General features: G+C 66.4%; 13 protein-coding genes. 1 reads left to right on the top strand and 12 read right to left on the bottom strand.

Annotation, left to right across the window (positions count from 1 at the left end; genetic code table 11):
* Positions 1–64: 64 nt before the first annotated feature.
* The 8 genes from ACFY1H_RS42445 to ACFY1H_RS42410 all read right to left on the bottom strand — a co-directional run bounded on the left by ACFY1H_RS42445 (position 65) and on the right by ACFY1H_RS42410 (position 10156).
* Positions 65–882 (bottom strand): IS5 family transposase gene (locus ACFY1H_RS42445; protein WP_386955843.1). Its coding sequence is split into 2 segments (ribosomal slippage): positions 65–540 and positions 540–882, totalling 819 coding nucleotides; the frame shifts between segments, so codons are not numbered across the junction.
* 50 nt (positions 883–932) lie between these two features.
* The gene (locus ACFY1H_RS42440) at positions 933–1487 is read right to left on the bottom strand and encodes a YceI family protein (protein ID WP_386955842.1); all 555 of its coding nucleotides are present in this window, start codon (positions 1485–1487) and stop codon (positions 933–935) included.
* A gap of 359 nt (positions 1488–1846) precedes the next feature.
* On the bottom strand, positions 1847–3142 hold the full coding sequence (locus tag ACFY1H_RS42435) for a recombinase family protein (RefSeq protein WP_386955841.1): 1296 nt from the start codon (positions 3140–3142) through the stop codon (positions 1847–1849).
* Positions 3143–3451: 309 nt separating this feature from the next.
* Positions 3452–4657, bottom strand: a complete 1206-nt coding sequence (locus ACFY1H_RS42430; RefSeq protein ID WP_386955840.1) for a DUF2399 domain-containing protein — start codon at positions 4655–4657, stop codon at positions 3452–3454.
* A gap of 37 nt (positions 4658–4694) precedes the next feature.
* Positions 4695–7772, bottom strand: a complete 3078-nt coding sequence (locus tag ACFY1H_RS42425) for a hypothetical protein (protein ID WP_386955839.1) — start codon at positions 7770–7772, stop codon at positions 4695–4697.
* Positions 7769–8398 carry a hypothetical protein gene (locus ACFY1H_RS42420; RefSeq protein ID WP_386955838.1) on the bottom strand — a complete coding sequence of 210 codons (630 nt, stop codon included), beginning with the start codon at positions 8396–8398 and terminating at the stop codon, positions 7769–7771. The genes ACFY1H_RS42425 and ACFY1H_RS42420 overlap by 4 nt, the downstream gene beginning before the upstream one ends.
* Positions 8395–8949, bottom strand: coding sequence for a hypothetical protein (locus ACFY1H_RS42415; protein WP_386955837.1), 555 nt, complete (start codon positions 8947–8949; stop codon positions 8395–8397). The genes ACFY1H_RS42420 and ACFY1H_RS42415 overlap by 4 nt, the downstream gene beginning before the upstream one ends.
* Positions 8942–10156, bottom strand: a complete 1215-nt coding sequence (locus ACFY1H_RS42410) for a hypothetical protein (protein WP_386955836.1) — start codon at positions 10154–10156, stop codon at positions 8942–8944. Before ACFY1H_RS42410 ends, ACFY1H_RS42415 begins: the two co-directional genes overlap by 8 nt.
* Positions 10157–10323: 167 nt before the next feature.
* Here ACFY1H_RS42410 and ACFY1H_RS42405 point away from each other — a divergent pair, with 167 nt between their 5' ends.
* Positions 10324–11838 (top strand): hypothetical protein, encoded by a 1515-nt coding sequence (locus ACFY1H_RS42405; RefSeq protein ID WP_386955835.1) that lies wholly within the window; start codon positions 10324–10326, stop codon positions 11836–11838.
* A gap of 208 nt (positions 11839–12046) precedes the next feature.
* Here ACFY1H_RS42405 and ACFY1H_RS42400 read toward each other — a convergent pair whose 3' ends face one another.
* From ACFY1H_RS42400 to ACFY1H_RS42385, 4 genes are all read right to left on the bottom strand, one after another.
* Positions 12047–12769, bottom strand: a complete 723-nt coding sequence (locus ACFY1H_RS42400) for a hypothetical protein (protein WP_386955834.1) — start codon at positions 12767–12769, stop codon at positions 12047–12049.
* Between the two features lie 15 nt (positions 12770–12784).
* Positions 12785–12946: a hypothetical protein gene (locus ACFY1H_RS42395; protein ID WP_386955833.1), complete on the bottom strand. Its 162-nt coding sequence runs from the start codon at positions 12944–12946 to the stop codon at positions 12785–12787.
* Between the two features lie 356 nt (positions 12947–13302).
* A complete protein-coding gene (locus ACFY1H_RS42390) occupies positions 13303–14265 on the bottom strand; it encodes a terpene synthase family protein (protein WP_386955832.1) in 963 nt (320 codons plus the stop codon).
* Between the two features lie 27 nt (positions 14266–14292).
* On the bottom strand, positions 14293–15627 hold the full coding sequence (locus ACFY1H_RS42385) for a cytochrome P450 (protein WP_386955831.1): 1335 nt from the start codon (positions 15625–15627) through the stop codon (positions 14293–14295).
* Positions 15628–16565 lie beyond the last annotated feature (938 nt).

Genomic DNA, 16565 nt, shown 5'->3' with positions numbered 1-16565 from the left:
GCCCTTAGCTGGATCTTTGGATCCGGTGGGCGGTGTTTCGTCACTGTGGAGCTAAGAGCGTGTCTCATGTGGCTAGTATTCGGAGTTTCTTGTAGCAGGTGAGGCTGGCTCCGAGGGTGAGGAAGGCGAGGAAGTGTTCGGCTTTGCGTTCGTAGCGCAGGGTGAGGCGCCGGTATTCGGTGAGCCAGGCCATGGTTCGTTCGATCACCCAGCGGTGTTTGCCGAGCTTGTCCGTGGATTCGATGCCCTTGCGGGCGATGCGGGCCTTGATGCCGTGGTCTCGGACCCAGCGGCGGAGGTCGGGCTGGTCGTAGGCCTTGTCGGCGTGCAGCTTGGCCGGCTTGCTGCGTCGCGGACCACGGCGGGAGCGGACGGCGGGAATCGCCATCACCAGTGGCTTGAGTGCGTAGGAGTCGTTGGTGTTGGCGGCGGAGACAGCCACCGCGAGCGGCAGCCCGGCGCGGTCGGACAGGGCGTGGATCTTCGAGCCGGGTTTACCGCGGTCGACCGGGCTGGGACCGGTCATGGATCCCCCCTTTTCGCCCGCACGCAGGCACCGTCCACGATCGCGCGGCTCCAGTCGATGAGGCCCTGGCTGCCGAGTTCGTCCAGCAGCGCGTGATGCAAACGCCGCCACAGCCCAGCCTTGGTCCACTGGCCGAAACGGCGGTGCGCGGTCTGCAACGGTACCCCGAACGAGGGCGGCAGATCCCTCCAGGCACACCCGCTGGTCAGCACGTACACGATCGCCGTGAACACCGCACGAGCGTCCAACGGGGCCGTGCCACCACCCTGCGGACGCGACTCGAACGCCGGGATCAACGGCTCCACCAGCAACCACAGCTCATCCGGCACCAACCGCAACGACAACCGATCAACCACAGCCAAGATCATCGCTCACGAGCGACCCGATCACCACGTAAGACACGCTCTTAGGGCGGGGTGAGTTCCGCGTCGAATTCGATTGCGACCTCGTTTGCCAGCTTCAGCGCCCCGAAAAACGCCGAGTAGGGTTTGATGCCCCATTGTGTCTGGACTATGGTTGCGCCGCCTCGGATCCTGCGGTCGTCGCTGACCGTGGCCAGCACGGTGATCGGGTGTGACTGGTCCATGATGGTCAGATTGCCGTCGACGGTGAGTGATTCGCCATCTTGGATGACTCGCGTCGAGTGGAACGTGATTGCGTGATATCGGTCGGTGTGCAGAATCTTCGTCTGAATGTTTTTCTCGATCTCGGCGCGGTCGGAGTCGGTGAGCGGTTTGATTCCGCCGCTTCCGGACCGCACCCGCAGCGAGCCGGCGGCGACGTCGACCGAGACCGAGGACAAGGCGGGGTCCGCCGTGTTCACCGACACGGCGGCAACCCACTCTGACGCCTCGATCGTGAGATCGTGCCCGACGCGCGAGCCGAGTCCAGTGCGCCGCGTCTTCACCAATAGCTCGGCCGACTGCGGACCGGACCGGTACTGGCCGTCCCGAAACGACATAAACTCGACGTTACACCGGCACGCTCAGCCGTCCATGTCGACGTCGCCGTCCGGGTCGGGCGCGGGCGCTTCCTGGCCGGCGCTGGGTCCGCTACGTCCTCCCGGACATGGTCGAGTTCGACTGCGACAACGTCACGATCGACCGGATCGCCACCCCGCCCTGCCGGGCGAGGTGGCGACTTGTCAGCGGGCGAACTTCTCGATAGCGGCCAGCGTTGTAGTCCCCATGGGGCGTGGGGTGGCTTCGGGGTCGACAAGTGAGAACCTGCAGGTCAGCCAGGGATCCGGAGCGTTGTGGTTAACGTGCAAGATCGTCTCGGACACTCAATTACCCCATGAAGCCGCGCGTCGCGGCCAGGTCAGAGTAACAGCAGTTGCCCTCTGGTGGTCTCGTCTGCTGCGAGACCTACGCATAGGGAATTAGGGGCTTTGACTTCTCGCGTGGGGCCGCCACACATGACCGTCAGATCGTTCATTCTCAGGTAGTCCGCGGTCGCGGAGCCATCGTCATCGGATATGTCGGGGAACCGGGTCCGAAGGTCGTCGAGTAGGTGGTCTTCGCGGACGTAGACGTTCTTCGCGAGCCCTGGTGGGCGGTTGCGGGCGCTGGTGTGGCCGTGGCGACAGCGGTAGCCGGGACGGCCGTTCACCCAGTGCGAGTCCAGCCGGCGCCCGCACAGCTGACATTGCACCAGCCCCGCCAGCACGTACGTCCTTGTGTCGCCGTGCTGTGTGGGCCGGGCCGCGCGCATGCCCTGGACCTCCAGGAACGTCTTCTCGTCGATGAGAGCAGGGTGCGTCACCTTCTTCGATTCGGCCCAGCCTCGTACCGCCGACGATTGGGCTGGAGCACCGTGGCAGGCAGGACCGGCTGTTCTGGCGCCGTGACGGTTCCATACCTGCCGCCCTGTGTATCGGGGGTTCTCGAGGATGCCGACGACGGTCCGGACGATCCACTCGTGCTTCGTCCGGTGCCGGTTTCGATCTCGATCAGCGCTCGACGGGCACGGGACACTGCGGTCGTTCAGCTCCCGCGCGATCCCGGCCACGCTGCGCCCCGTGGCTCGTTGTTCGAAGATCCACCGCACCCACGGTGCGGTGACCGGATCTGGTTCCAGGCGGTGCAGGCGGCGACCCCAGCTCGCGTGGGCCCGGTTCGGGTGCGGGCCGGCATCGGCGAGACGGTAACCGTAGGGCGGCCGACCGCCGAGGAACCTGCCTTGAACCCGGGACTGAACGTGCATCGCCGCCAGCACACGGTGCCTCGCCCGTAGCACCTCGCGACGTGACTGGGACCCGAGTAGCAGCATCAACGCCTGGTGCACGGGGTCGTCGAGGTTCACGGGACCGTCTGCTTCGGGCAGCCACAGCTGGACACCTTGCACCCGCAGCGTGGTCAGCACGGCGCCAAATTGGTCTCCGTAGAACGCACGCTCGTATTCTCCGATGACGACCGCGTCGAACGGACGGTTCGGGTGCTCCGCCGCTGCCATCAGCTGTGCCGCGGCAGGCCGCGCCCGCCAGGGCAAGCGGCGGGAACATCCTTCGTCGAAGTATTCCGCCACGATCGCACCGTGCCCACGGATCGTCTCCTCGGCGACTTCGCGCTGCCACCCCAACGACGTCATCCGGTCCTGGAACTCGACTGTGGACATCCGCCCATAGAACGCGAACCTCAGCCCGTGGCTCCCGGCAGTTCCCTGACGATGTCGGGCGCCGGCCCGACGCGGGGACACCGCGAGCCTCGTGGTCGCTTTGCGGGCGGTAGCGATCATCCTGTACCTCGACGTTTGAGGCGGGTTTGGGTCGAGGGCGGAACGCACTCGCCTGGGATCGATGACGAGCTTGGGGCTGATCTGCACTCGAATGGCCGCAGTGCGGCTCGCATGGGCTCGATGCCGGCAGCACGAGTTCGAGCTGACCCGGTGCAGCTGAGACGCCCCTGCGGCGAGCTTCGATGGCAGTCAGGACCCGAGGATTGCGTTGAGCGCCGCTCGGATGGTCGCTTCCTGTTCGACCGGATAACCGCGGTCGAGGCAAGCTTTGGCGAACCGGGCGATCGGATCGGGCGCTTCGGCCAGCGCGGTGAGGCCGTCGACACTTGTTTTGCCGAATGGTGGTCGCGCAGGGTGGGCGTGAGCGCCGGCGTCGACGATCAGCACGTCCGGGTGCCCGGTCAACGCCGTGACGATCCGATTCGCGATGCGGACACCGCCGAGGTCGGCGTCGGTCGCCACGATCACGTGCTCGACGCCGGCGGCGAGCTTCGCGTTGAGGTCGACGACCACGTCAGCAGGCTGTCCGGCGCACCACGTCACCGCGACGCCAGGGAAGCGGTCGCACACCGCCTCGGCCGCTTGCAGGTTTTCGATCACGGCCATCGTCTTCGTGCCGCCGACGATCGCGGGAACGAGCAGAGGCAAGCCGGTGGCGCGGAACCGGATCGGTCCGGCCAGGCCCGCAAGGGAGAACTGTTGCCCGTTCAGATCCTGGACGGTTATCGGACCGCCGAGACCCAGGTACGGGCTCCGGAGCACGCCGAGTGCCAGCAGGGTGCTCTGCTGGACGCCGCACGCGGCCAGGATGTCCGCGGCGTCCTCGCGGTCCTTCGTGCCGTCGAAGTGGGCTTGGCTGAAAGCGCGCGGGCCGTCGTGGGTGATGCCGTCGGCGAGATCTTCCGCGGCATGTACGAGGACAGCCAACCGCGCATTCGCCGATGGATTGCTTGTCAGCGCCTGCGCCAGCTCCGGATCGATCGTCACGACGCGCTCGGCCGCGGCTTCCGCGCGAGAACGCCAGGTTTCAACGCGGTTCTGTTCGTGATCCTTGCGGGTTCGCCGGTGGGAGTCCCAGGCAGCTGTGAGATCCCAGCGTCGTACGGCGTCGATGCGGAGGTCTTCGCCGACCGAGCACAGGGCGTCGACGACTCCTGCTGCGGTCAAGTGCAGTACCACGTCCCGCGCAGCCGGACCGAAGCGCCGCTCGAGGGAACTCCAGTACCTCCGGGAGCTGTCGAGGACCCACTTCAGGTCGTTGGCCGCGATGCCGTCGATCGGCGTGCCCGGCGTGACGCCGGTACCACTGGACGTGAGCCGGACGTACGTCGTTTTCGTCCGGCCGCGCCGGTCTCGGGGAACGCTGCCGTCTTTGCGTGCGACAGCGGTGGCCACGACTCCGGCAGGCAGACCACCGATCGGGATGTGCTGGTCAGACAAGGGACCGTCCGGCGGTGAGCCAGTCGCGCACAAGCTCGACGCGTTCGCCGTTCGCGTCGTAGCCCCAGACACGGGTCGGCTGGTTGTAGGCCTCGGTGTGTGCTTGGTGGCAGAACCAGAGGATCTCCCCACACACGCCGGCGGCGTCGCCGATCACCGAGTCCTGGCACGTGCCGAGGATTGTGACCTGTTGCTGGGCGGCCACTTCGTTGAGGTCCCGCAGGACGTCTTTGCGGTTGACGTCGCCGAGGCTGTTGCCGAGTTCGTCCAGCACCAGGACTCGGCCTCGGGCACCGTCCGCGGCTAGGAGCGCGGCCAGCACGAGCTGGATGGCGAAGACCTTGACCTGCGCGCCGTTCGCGACTTCGCGGTAGGAGATCATTCCGCCGGAGGGGGACCGCCGCCACCGAGGCGAGACTTCCCAGGTCCACGGGGACGTGGCGGTCGGCGGTCGGGTCTGGGTGACACGAAGCTCGGCGCCGAACCCGCCGCGAGCCCGGGTGAGCCGGTCGAGGGCCTTGCTGATTTTGTCGAGGGAGGCTTCGAGCCGGCTGCTGATCGCGTCCTGGAGCCGTTCCATCTCCTCGTCCAGTGCCGTGGTCTCGGCGGCCATCTCCTCGATCTGGGTCGCGCGTTCACGCTGCGACCGGACGATGCGGTCTTCGAGGATGCGGTCCGAGTCCTTGCGGGAGTCGAGCAGGTCCCTCAGGGGTTGGGCGATGCTGGTGAAGTCCGAGTCACGCGCGGCGACCCCTGGCTCGCCATCGGCGAAGCGCTCACGCCGGTCTTTTGCTTCGGCCAGTTCGGCCGGCACTCGCGGCGACGCGGCGAGGTAGGCCTCCAGCGCGTCCTTGAGCTTCTCGGCTGCGCGGTGCCGCAAGGACCGTGGTCGCAATGCCCGGACTCGGTCCGGTTGCGCGTCCAGCAGTTCCGTCGCGGCCTCCGGGGTGTCAGCCCATCCCACCAGCCAGTAGGAAACATTGAGGTTGTCGCGATCGGTTCGCCGCTGCCCGAGGTTGCTCTGCACGCGTCCCAGCTGTTCGTCGAGTTGACGTACTGCCGTTGCCGCGGCATTGACCTGCAGCTGGTGGCTCTGCTCTGCAGTCGCAGCCGCAAGCCATGCCTCTTGCGCCTCCTGGACCGCCGCGTGCAGCGTCTCCAGGGTGGTGTCCAGTTCGGCGATGGCTGCTTGCAGTTCACCTTCTTCTGCGGAGAGCAAGTCCAGTTCGGCGGCGGCTTCGGCGGCGCCGAGGTCTTCCCGCGCTGCCTCGAGTGCCAGCGCCGCTGTCCTTTCGGCTATGCGGGCTTCCGCGAGCTTGTCGGTTGCGCGTCGAACGTTGCGCTCAGCCGCGGCAACCCGGGCGGCGCGTCCGGCGATCTCTTCGTCGAAGCGGCCGATGACGGCTTCGCCGAGTGCCGGGTCGACTGCGCGTTCGGGTGCGGTCGCGAAGTCGGTCCTGGCTTCGAGAGTGTTCAGGAACCGGGCCACAGGCACATCGGCGGTGACGCCCTCGGGCAGCCGCGACGGAAGTGCGGTGAGCGGCGAGTCGGCGACGACGACGCTAATTCCGGGGAAGGTCCCAATCAGCCCCAACGCTGCTGTCTCGTCATCCGGGCCGACTACCACCGCATGGCGGTGCGGCCACAGGCGCGGCTCCCATGAGGCACGTGCCTCCGAAGCCAGTGTGATCTCGTCGAGCAGCAACGCCGCCGGGATATTGCGCGAGCGCAGGCGGGCGAGCGCAGCACCGGCGGGGCCCCCATCGCCCGCCCGTGCCGCATCCAGCTCCGCTTCTGCTTCACCGACCTGTTGTTCCGCCTCTCGACGATCGACTCGAGCCTGGGCGAGCTCTTCATCGGCAGCACCGACGGCTTCCACCGCGGCGTCGACGGTGATGCCGGTCCACGCGTCTCTGCGCGGCAGGAGTTCGACCCGCCGGTCGGCCAGCGCGCGGAGCTTCAGCGCGTTTGCCCCACGCTCGTCTCGACAGACGCCGAAGCGGTCTTGCGCTTGATCGAGGGCGGATTTGGCGTCTTGCAACTGCTCCGCGAGGTTCGTCCGGTCGCGGAGGATGTCCAGGTCGTCCTGCGCGGTCTCTCGTTGTGCGGTCAGCTCGTCGACGTTCTGCTGGAGTTCTCCGATCATCTCGGCCAGTTCAGCGTCCTTCGTGCTCACCTCGAGAAAGCCGCGAGCGAAGTGCAGACGCCACATGTGCTCGCCCTCGGCCAGGTGCTGCCGCGACCGCTCCCGGTCTTGGACGGCATCGAGGTCGGCCTGTTCGTCGACACGCGCCCGGGCGTCGGCTTCCTGACGTTCCGTGAGCGAGGACTTCTGCTCGGCCAGCCGGCGACGCTGTTCGGCTTCGGTCTCCAGGAGACGTTGGCGGCCGGTGAGTTCGATGAGGGCTTCGCCGATCCTGGCCGGCGTCATCTCCGTCATCTGCTGAGACAGCAAGGAGGGAGCGGAGGGCCGCATGGGGGTGTCGAGGTAGGCCATGCAGCGCGGTGCGTCGCCATAGAGGTCGGTGGCGAACCGCTTGGGTCCCAGCTCCTGGGCTCGGGGCAGGGCCTCCCAGAGGCCGTCTGCCAGTACGTCGCGTTCCAAGTCGCTGTCCGCGATCGCGACGTGCAACCCAGGTGTCCAGCGCACCTTGAGGTACGGCGTCGTCGCGGCGATCCGGACCCAGACGGTCAGCGCGCTCCGCGCGGGATCGGCGGGGTCGGCGAAGACGCCCACGACGTAGCCGCGGTCGGCTTGGGCGTACCGATGCGTCGGATCCAGGCCCGCCGATTCGGGCTTGAAGAGCAGGTTGGTGGCGTGCTGGGATCCGTTGGCTTCCAATCGCCATTGAGCCTCGCCGAGGAGCAGGGAAACCGCGGCGAGGAAGGATGTCTTGCCCGAGCCGTTGGAGTCGCCTTTGGGGCCCTGGCCGGACACCGCGACGAACGTCCCAGGGACCAGCGGTACCGCATGCGTGGTCAGCCGGGCGATATCGAAGGTCTGCACGGCGACCAGGTGCCGGTCGCCGACGATGCCCGTTCCAGCTGTGGGGGTGTGAGCTTCGGTCATGGCTTCTCCTGCTTGGCGTGCTCGTCCCGGGCAATCCGGCGCCGTCGGATGACGTCCCCCATGACACCGTCGGGCTGGGCCAGCAAAATGAGGTTCTCCCACAGCTGTGCGGAAACCCGAGGGGTGAGCCGGGCGAGCTGCGGACCCGGGAGAATGCTCCGACGAGCGCCGTAGCGCAGGATCCCGGCGTTGCGCAGCCGCTGGACCGCGCCGCGGACCCTCGACTCGGGGACCTGGGAAAGCACGAGGTCCTGCTTCCTGACCGGCTCGGCGTCGAGCCAGGAGTCGCTTCGCAGCCGTCCGGCAGCGCGGGGAATCGCGACGCAGTGCAGCAGGACCAAGGCCAGCACCGCGCGGTCGTCCGGCGGCAGGACTCCGGCGCCTTCGGCGGCCAGCTGCCGGCCGACGTCGTCCTCGTACCCGGAAAGGAACCCGTCGCCGACCTTCAGCAGAATGCGGCCCTGGGCGCGCAGGCACCGGTCCAGAGTCGCGCGCAGCGCCGGGTCGAGCAGGCCACGGAACCCGTCGGGCGGCACCGGCTGATCGGCGGTCTCCACAGCCGCGAGCGCAGCCAGGACGTCGACCTGCCGGGCCGCCGGCAGGTCACTCAGCCCCATCCCGGTCATTCGGGCTCCGCCAACCGCGGAAGCCGGTCGTACACCGACCGCAACGCCGCGACCTGCTCCTCCGACCAGAGCGCGATCGCAGGGCCGAGACGGACTTCCGAACCGTCGATGGAGAGCAGGCGTGCATCGTCGAGTCGTCGGAGCGCGCCCTTGCTGTGGCGACGGCCGGCGGCGCCGCCCTCGATCGCGGACGCGGTGATCGGTCCGAGGGCGGCGACGGCGGCGAGTACGGCGTCCTCTTCGGCCGCGACGCCCGGGAACGGGTGTTCCGACCGGTCCGGCCAGCACGCCCCGAGCACCGCGGCGAAGGTCAGCAGGACAACCTGCGATGTCTTCGTCCGTTCGACACCGGTGTCCCCGCCCGCCACGGGTTCGACGCCGTCCCACCAGCCGAGCATGACCACCGGGAGCCGTCCGGGTACCACGGCTTCCACCAGTCGTCGTCCGGCGTCAGCGGCCTGCCGGTGCCAGTCGGCAGATATCCGGGTGGCCATCGGTACCTGCCCGATCGCCCGCATCCGGGCCAAGGTCAGCGCTCCCGGCTCAGCCACGCTCGGTCTCCTCTTCCGCGAATTCGGCGATCTGTTCCGCGAGGTCGGTGAGCCGGTAGGCGGTCACCGGCGTCAGATGCGTCACCGGACCGTCGGGTTCGACGAGGAGCTCGTCACTCATCCGCACGCGATAAGGGAGGTCCGGGTCCGCGTTGACAGCGAGCAGTTCGACCAGGATGGTGGCGAGCCCGGGCCAGCCCGCCGCCCGGAGACTGCTGGTCAAGTCGACCTCTGCACGGCCCTGGAGGTGCAGTTCGGCTGCCCGGGCTCGCCGGATCCGGGCAGCTTCCGCTCGTTCTTCGACCCGAAGCATCGGGTCCGGACCCGGCGGTGGATCGGCGGGCCGTGGCGGACGGCGACGGATCGCCGCGCGGGGCCGGAACCCGGCGATGCCTTCGGCGACCACGGCGGGATCCAGCCACGGGGCCGGCGGGTCGAACACCGTGCTCGCGAAGACCTCGGCCAGCTCGTCCGGCGACGCCGCCCGAGCGGCCTCCAAGTACTCCTCCGGATCGAGCAACGAGAAGTCGCGCGCCGCGGCACCTTCGTCGAGCAAGCGGCCCACGAACTGCTCGCGGGCGCCGACGTAGCGCTGGGTCTCCACGACGAGGCGGTAGGCCTCCGGGTCCAGGGCCGGAAACGTGTCCTTGACCTGCTCGTTCAGGGCGAAGACGTCGTCCATCAGCGCGGCGTGCCGGTGGTGCTTGCGTTCGGCGATGAGCTCGGACAGCGGGCTGGCGACGACCATTCTGAGCAGTTCGTCCGCCGAGATCGTCATCATGCGGCGCGCTTGGAGCAGTGCGGACCGGATCTCGTTGACGGTGGCACGCCCGGATGCCAACGCGGCCCGGGTCCGGTCCAGCAAAGTGACCAGTTCGTCGACCCCGCCACGTTCGCTGAGCCGCTCGAACACCAGCAGGCCCGCCGCGCTCGTCGGGTTGAACACGTATCGCTGCTGGTGCGCCTTCTCGAAATGCGGACGCAGCATCCCGAGTTTGCAGAACAGCTCGAACCGGCTCTGGAAGGCGCTTTCGGAGCAGACACCCGCACACGCGTCCGCCAGCTGGGCGCGGGTGAGCCCGCCGATGGCGTCTTGGTCGCCGAAAGCCGCGTACACCGCGCGCGCGACCTCGAGCAGCTCCGCTTCGTCGACGACCGCGCCGGCGTTCGCGACGATCGGCGCCACCAGCGCCGAAACGCGGAGCAAGAAAGCCTCTTGCTCCGCGTTGTCTTGGTGATCGAACAACGAGGCCGCCACGCCCTCCCCAGTCGGCGAGGACGGTCGGGGTGTTACGGAGCGGCACGAAAGAGTGAATCGGGATGTTCGATCGCCGAGGCCCGGATTTTGTCGGTGGTGTGCGGAATCCTGGGCTCGTGCACGAAGCTGTGTTGGGTGCTCTGGCCGGGCTGCCGTCGTTGTCCGAGCCGCAGCTGAGCGGCGTGATCACCACGCTCGGGAGCATGCGGCCGCACTTGCTGCGCCAGGTGGCACTCCGGGACGACCTCACCGACGAGAACCGTGTGCGGCTCGTCGAGGTGGCCGAGGGCTACCTGGTCGTGGGTCTGCTGGAACTGCTGCCCGCCGATCCGGAACTGCTCGACGTGGCGGCGCGGGATCACCGTGAACTGCCCGGCCTGATCGGTTTGTGCGGCAAGCGCGGCTGGGATGTAAAGGCGGTCGAGCTGGCCGGCGGTGTGGAAGCAGCGGAAGTCAGCGCGGTCGCCACCCAGTGGAACCGCATGGTCGGTACCGAGCTTCCGGAGCCGCTCGTGGTGGCCCTCGTGAACTCGGCGTTGACCGACCGTGGTGAACCGCCGGAGCTGGAGGGTCTGGACAGGTGGCAGCGCGACCGCTTGTGGGAGCGGCTCAGGGTCGAGCAAGAACAGCGCGACGGGGCAGCGTGGTCGGTGCTGGAAGACCGGCTGGTCGTGTGGCGGACACTGGCCGCAGGGCCGCACGGAGAGACGGTTCGGCGGATCGTGCTGGACCGGGCAAGCACGCTGTCCGATGAGCTGCTCATGACCTGCTTGCCGGTGATGACCCGGGATTTCGGTGCCGGTGGGAAGTACCTCCAGGGCATCCGGTTGCAGTCGGCCGCGAAGCACGTCCGTCGGTGGCCCAGGCTCAGGCAGATCGCCGCCGTGCCGCTCGCCGAACTCGTGCGGGACGTCGTCGCCAAAGGCTGGGAGCCGGGCAGCCGGCTCACCGGTGCGGACTGGGAGGACATCGCCGCGCTGGCCGAACTCACCGACGACGGCGATCTCCTCCGGTCGGTGGTCGTGTCCGTCAGGGAGAGCTGTTCGAGCGCCGACCGCGATCGAGCGCTCTCCCCGAAGGACGCCGACATACGAGCGGGCGCGATCGAGCGGTTGGTGGCGAACCCCTGGACACCGAGCGACGCACTTCTGGACCTCGTTCCCCTGCTCGACGAGCCCTCGCTCGACGCGGTCGAACGCCGTAGCGCAGGCGAGTTGAACTCGGCGAGCCGGTCTCGCCGGGAACAGCTCACCAAGCTTTCCCAGACAAAAAAGCCGTCTCTCGTCCGCGTGCCGACCGACACCGAACTGGCGAAAGAACAGGATCCGGCCGCGATTCTGGCCGGGCACCTGCGAAATCTCCACGGTCGCGCGGCGCAACGCGACCTCACCACAACAGGCCTGCTCCAGTCCCGCTACACCACCCCCGAGGTACTGCGTGCCTTGCCCGCGCGGCAGGTCCTCGACAGCCCCGGCCAGGTGAAACAAGTCGCGGAGATGATCGCCGAAGTATGCGGCGACGCCGAGAAGTGCTGGTCTTCGCTGGCCACAGTGTCCGACGAGGACGTTCCGCGCGCACTCACTTCAAGATCAGGTTGGGTGAAGACTGATGTCGAAGTTCTACTCGATTAGAACAGGGTATGGCGAGTATCAAGAGTTTTACGATCGAATGAACAAGTTTTTCGACCTAAGCGCACGGTTGCCTCATCAAGTATTTCGAGGGCCTGCCGATCGGGTGGACGAGGTGTGCCTGACGATCTCGCCCTTGCTCGCCGCGTCCGCCGGTGGGCCGCGGATCCTATCCGCCGGGCCGGCGGCGCCTTGTTCGTTGTGGCTGGCCTCAGCGGCGCCGGTGGAGGGTGCGCTTCTGTTGAGATACCACACCGAACGCGCCCGGCGCCGCATCAACGGGATCGGCTGACGGCCGGTCCTGACACCGGCGGGTGGAGACTCCATGGCGATGGATAGCCATGCCACGCAACGAATCCGCCGCGGCGGCAGTGCCGTTGCCCCAGCAACCCGCCAGGATCACGATCTCCGTGCCGTCATCGGCCAAGGGATTCGATGCCCGGACCACCACGCCGTAGTCGGCGGCAAGACTTCCATCGTCGTCATACTCCGGGTAGTACTCGTGGCCTGTCGCGCTATCCGCCACCGCCACTTCATGCGTAGTCCAACGCGGGAACCCGAACGTCAACGCCGGCCTGAGGCGCGGAATCATCTGAGCAGTCACCCTGTTGCCGTCAGGACCGCCGACCAGTACCAGATCGCGGCGCAACTCCGAACTCGGCATGTCGCCCGTCGGCCTCACCGTCGAATCGAAACCGAACGACCGCAACTGTTCCTCAACCGAGGCCATGGCCTCTGCGTCACCGAGGCCGATCAACCCGGATCGCTCCCACACGTACAGCTGGTTTCGCTCGTGCACACCGACAACGACCGTGACGCCGCGGTCGCCCATGTTCTTCCAGCAACGTCGGGCACGCCACCGTCGCGCCTGCCGCCGCGTCCGACCGGTCACCCACACGGCGATACCGCCGATGCATGCCGCGATCAAGTTCACCGCAATGTCCGGACCTCACCGGCCCAACCGGCACACGTCGACTACACCGAGCGCGGCCAGCTGCGCTCGAGCGTCGTAGCGCTGTTCGGCCGCGAGCCAGCGGTGCGCGAAGTCGACCACCGGCACCTGCAGATTGCGCGGCGGGATCTTGTCGAAATCGCGTCCGGTCAGCTGCATACCCCGTGGGCGACACGGGGGACCGACAAAAACACAAGCCCGAACGGGGTCGGCGTGCAGCGAAGAAAACCAGGCAGCCCCCAGCCCACCGCTTCCCGAGCCCAGCCGCCGGCCACCAGCGCCGACAAGAGAAAAGGACCAAGCACCATGGATCTCACCACCGCGATCACGCGGACCTTGTGCCCCATAGCCGCATCGGTAGCGAGGGGACAGCTCCCGGAGAGCGTGGTCGGTCGGCCGTGGCTCGGGCCCGGTGTGGCGGGAAAGTGTGGCGTAGATCTCTCGGGTGATGTATCGCTTGAGGCACCGAGCACGCCGACGTTCGACGCCTTCGTCGAAGGCACCGCGTAGCGACGTCAGGAACCCGACGGCCGGATGATGAGGCCCGGATCGACATCGGGAGCCGCCAGACGCGGCTCGTTCCGATACGCCCATGCCTCGTAACCGTCACTGTGATGCACGCAGTTCCGGGCCGCCGTCTGAGCAACAGCACACTCCGCATCCCCGAGTTCGAGGAGATCACATTCAAGTGCGAGTCGGTCGAAGGAGTCGTGGAGCTGTTCGCTGTACGTCAGTAGAAGATTCTGAACGTAGGCGAATGCTTCTGCGCGTGAGGCGCCGGCGTGCCTGATGTACTGAGCGACAGGATTTCGGTGGTCGCCGATACGTTCATCCCGTACGGCGGAGTGGAGATCGTTGGTGAGGATGATGCAGTACGACGCCAGGGTCCGCATTCTCACCAGAGTCCGCATCCTGTAAACAGGATCGGGAATGTAGACCGTGTTAGCGAGTTCGCCCTGCGTGATCGCGAGGGCAACACCGCCGTTGTCGATGCGGAATCCGAGGTAATCTTCAAGATTCCACGGATACTCGTCCTTCCGCATCGCATGATAGTTGCTCTGGGTCGCAAAGTAGTGACGCCAGTGCGTGGCTGTACGCGAAAGGAAAGATTGAGGGGCCGTCTTTTTGTGCTGACGCCACAGATCACGAAACATGCAGACGACCGAGGTGTCCGACCGGGGCTCTTCATCATTCAGTACGCCGATCATCTCCTCGGCGATAGAACGACTGGTCGCGATGTCATTCTGCAAGGAGTCATTGAAATCGTCGTAGAAACGGTAGAAGGCGTAAATTTTCGCGAGGATGCTCTGCTGCTGCGCGACGATGTCGGGGTGGACCCAGGCGAACAGGGTAACGTAGCGCGAAATTCGCTCGGTGTCCGCATCGAAACGGCCAGCCCACCTGCGTGTATCCCGCAACGTTTCGGGAAGGACGACGCCGGGGATGGCGGTTTCTGCGTAGGAAGTCAGCCCTTGCACAAGACTGCGCCTTTCACTGGGTGGGGATCAACGGGGCACGGCCACGCACTGGAGTTCTGGAAGTCTCGCTGTCAGGCCAAAGCGGAACCGGTCAGCCGCGACAGGACGCTGTACCAGTCGCCATCCACGGCTCACGGCGGCCAGGAAGGTGACGATCTCGATTTCCGCGAACTGAGCACCCAGGCACACATGTGGCCCCAGGCCGAACGGGATGTACGCCCCCTTCGGGATATCCTGCGTGCCGGCGTCGATCCACCGATCAGGATCGAAAACATGAGGCCGTCGAAAGACATCAGGCCGGCGGTGGAGCGCCATGGGCGAAATCAGCAGCTCACAGCCGGCGGGCACATGGATATTTCCCATCTGTACCCCTTGGGTGGTCCGGCGCGGAAGCATCCACCCGGGAGGATAGAGCCGCAAGACTTCCTTCACAAAAGCTCGCGTGTAGGGCACTTTCATCAGCGCTTCTTGTGTGACCTTTTCAGCACCCAAAGCTTCAAGGTCACGATACACCCGTTCCCGTATCTCTGGATGCTGATCCAGCATCCAGAAAACGCTGGTCAGCGCCGACGAAGTCGTCTCGTGCCCGGCAATGAGAAAATTCATCACCTGGTCCCGCATCAGCTTGTGTGGAACTTCCTCGCCGGTCTGCGGAACCCGGTAATCCAGCATGTAACTAAGGAGATCGAATTGCTCCGACACGATCGGGCTCGCACGGTAGGACGAGATCAGTTCGTCAATCGTCTTCGCCAGCTCCCCACTGGCGGAATGGATCTCTTTGTTTACACGGAGTGGCAGACGGAAAAGCGCCTCGGGCAGCACCATGAACCGGATGGCATCACGCAGCATCTTTGGAACCGTCTCAATCACATGGCGAGCCACATGCGGATGCAACTGCGCGGGAAGCAGTGTGGCCACAATAACACGAACCGTGTAGTCGAGCGTTACGCGGTCCACCCGGACCTGCTGTCCAGGCTTCCATCCCGCGATACCGCGTTGAGCGTGCTCGTACATGATCTCCGCATAATGCTCAAGCCGGTCGGGATGCAAGGCTGGACGTACCATACGACGCTGCATACGGTGCTGCTCGCCGGCAACCGTTCCCACTCCCTCGCCGGCGAAAGTCTTCATTTTCTCGAATAGACGGCCTTTCTCGAATGCCTCGTTCTGCGCCAGCAGCACCTCATGCACCAGCAACGGGTCACTCACGTAGTAGAAAGACCGCGAACCGAAATACACGCGCACCAGGGGGCCCAATGGTTGCAGTAACTCCATGAAGCCGATCGGATCCCGCAGAAAACGAACGGTATGACCGACCGCCGGCAACCGGTACGGCGCGGTAGGAATCTGCGTCGCGCTCACCGGACGTGACCTGAATCACGCGATGCCCCAGATTGTCGGCTCCCAGTCATAACATCCTTCCTCAACTCGCTGGGTGCGAGTGCTCAACGACTCTCACGACTCGTATCAAGTACGACAACGACAGGAGCTAATGTCAAGACTTGTGAATCAAGATTTTTAATCTGCTGTGGGCAAGCGATCTTCGCGATCCCCTTGGGGAAACTTGGCCCTTGCAAGCTTCGAACCTGCGGCCGATGGCGAGGTCGAGGTGCCAGAGGCGCGCAGGCAGCGACCCATAAGGGTCGACAACCGACAATGTCGACCAAGATCGAATTAGATTCTCTGGTCGCAGGCCTTCGCGGGCCACTCTCCACCGCGACCGCGTCGCGGGCCCGTGCCACGTGCATGTCACACGGCTCCACCCAAGGCCTTCCGGCAACGACCAGCGATGACCGAGACTCCGCAGGTCCGCCACCACCATGGTCGTATCGCAGGTGGTCCTGGTGGCGCCAATCAAGGTCAAGGTGCAACACCGCGATGATCAGCCGGCTGCGAGCGTGGCAACCGTCGCTGAGCGCTGTGAAGGTGGCGCTGCCGGCCGCTGTTTGACCGGCAGCGCCCTCGCGCGCCGCCCGTGCGACGCACGGTCCTCGGGCCGCCGCCCATGGCTAGGTCCGGTTTCAGCCGGCTACTTCCCAAGTTCGGTTGCCTTGCGGTGTGCCGCCGCGGCGGAGGCAGCTGCCAGCGTGCTGCCTTCGGCGGCCAGGGCGTCCAGCACGAGCGCGCGGCGCTCGTGCCAGGCGGCCCAGGTGTCCGGCCCGGCGGCGGTACCTGGGCGGGTTAGGTGCAGCGCGCCGAGCTCACTCAAGGTGTTCGTCGCTTTTCCTTCCTCGTGCGCGGGTGTTTCGTACCCATTCAGAGTGGCTGGCGGCTTCGGGGTTCGCTTCGGAAGAACTACG

The sequence above is a fragment of the Amycolatopsis sp. NPDC001319 genome (assembly GCF_042896185.1).
Taxonomy (GTDB): Bacteria; Actinomycetota; Actinomycetes; order Mycobacteriales; family Pseudonocardiaceae; genus Amycolatopsis.
Note: the sequence above shows the minus strand (reverse complement) of the source record. Positions and strands in the feature narration are given on the sequence as shown.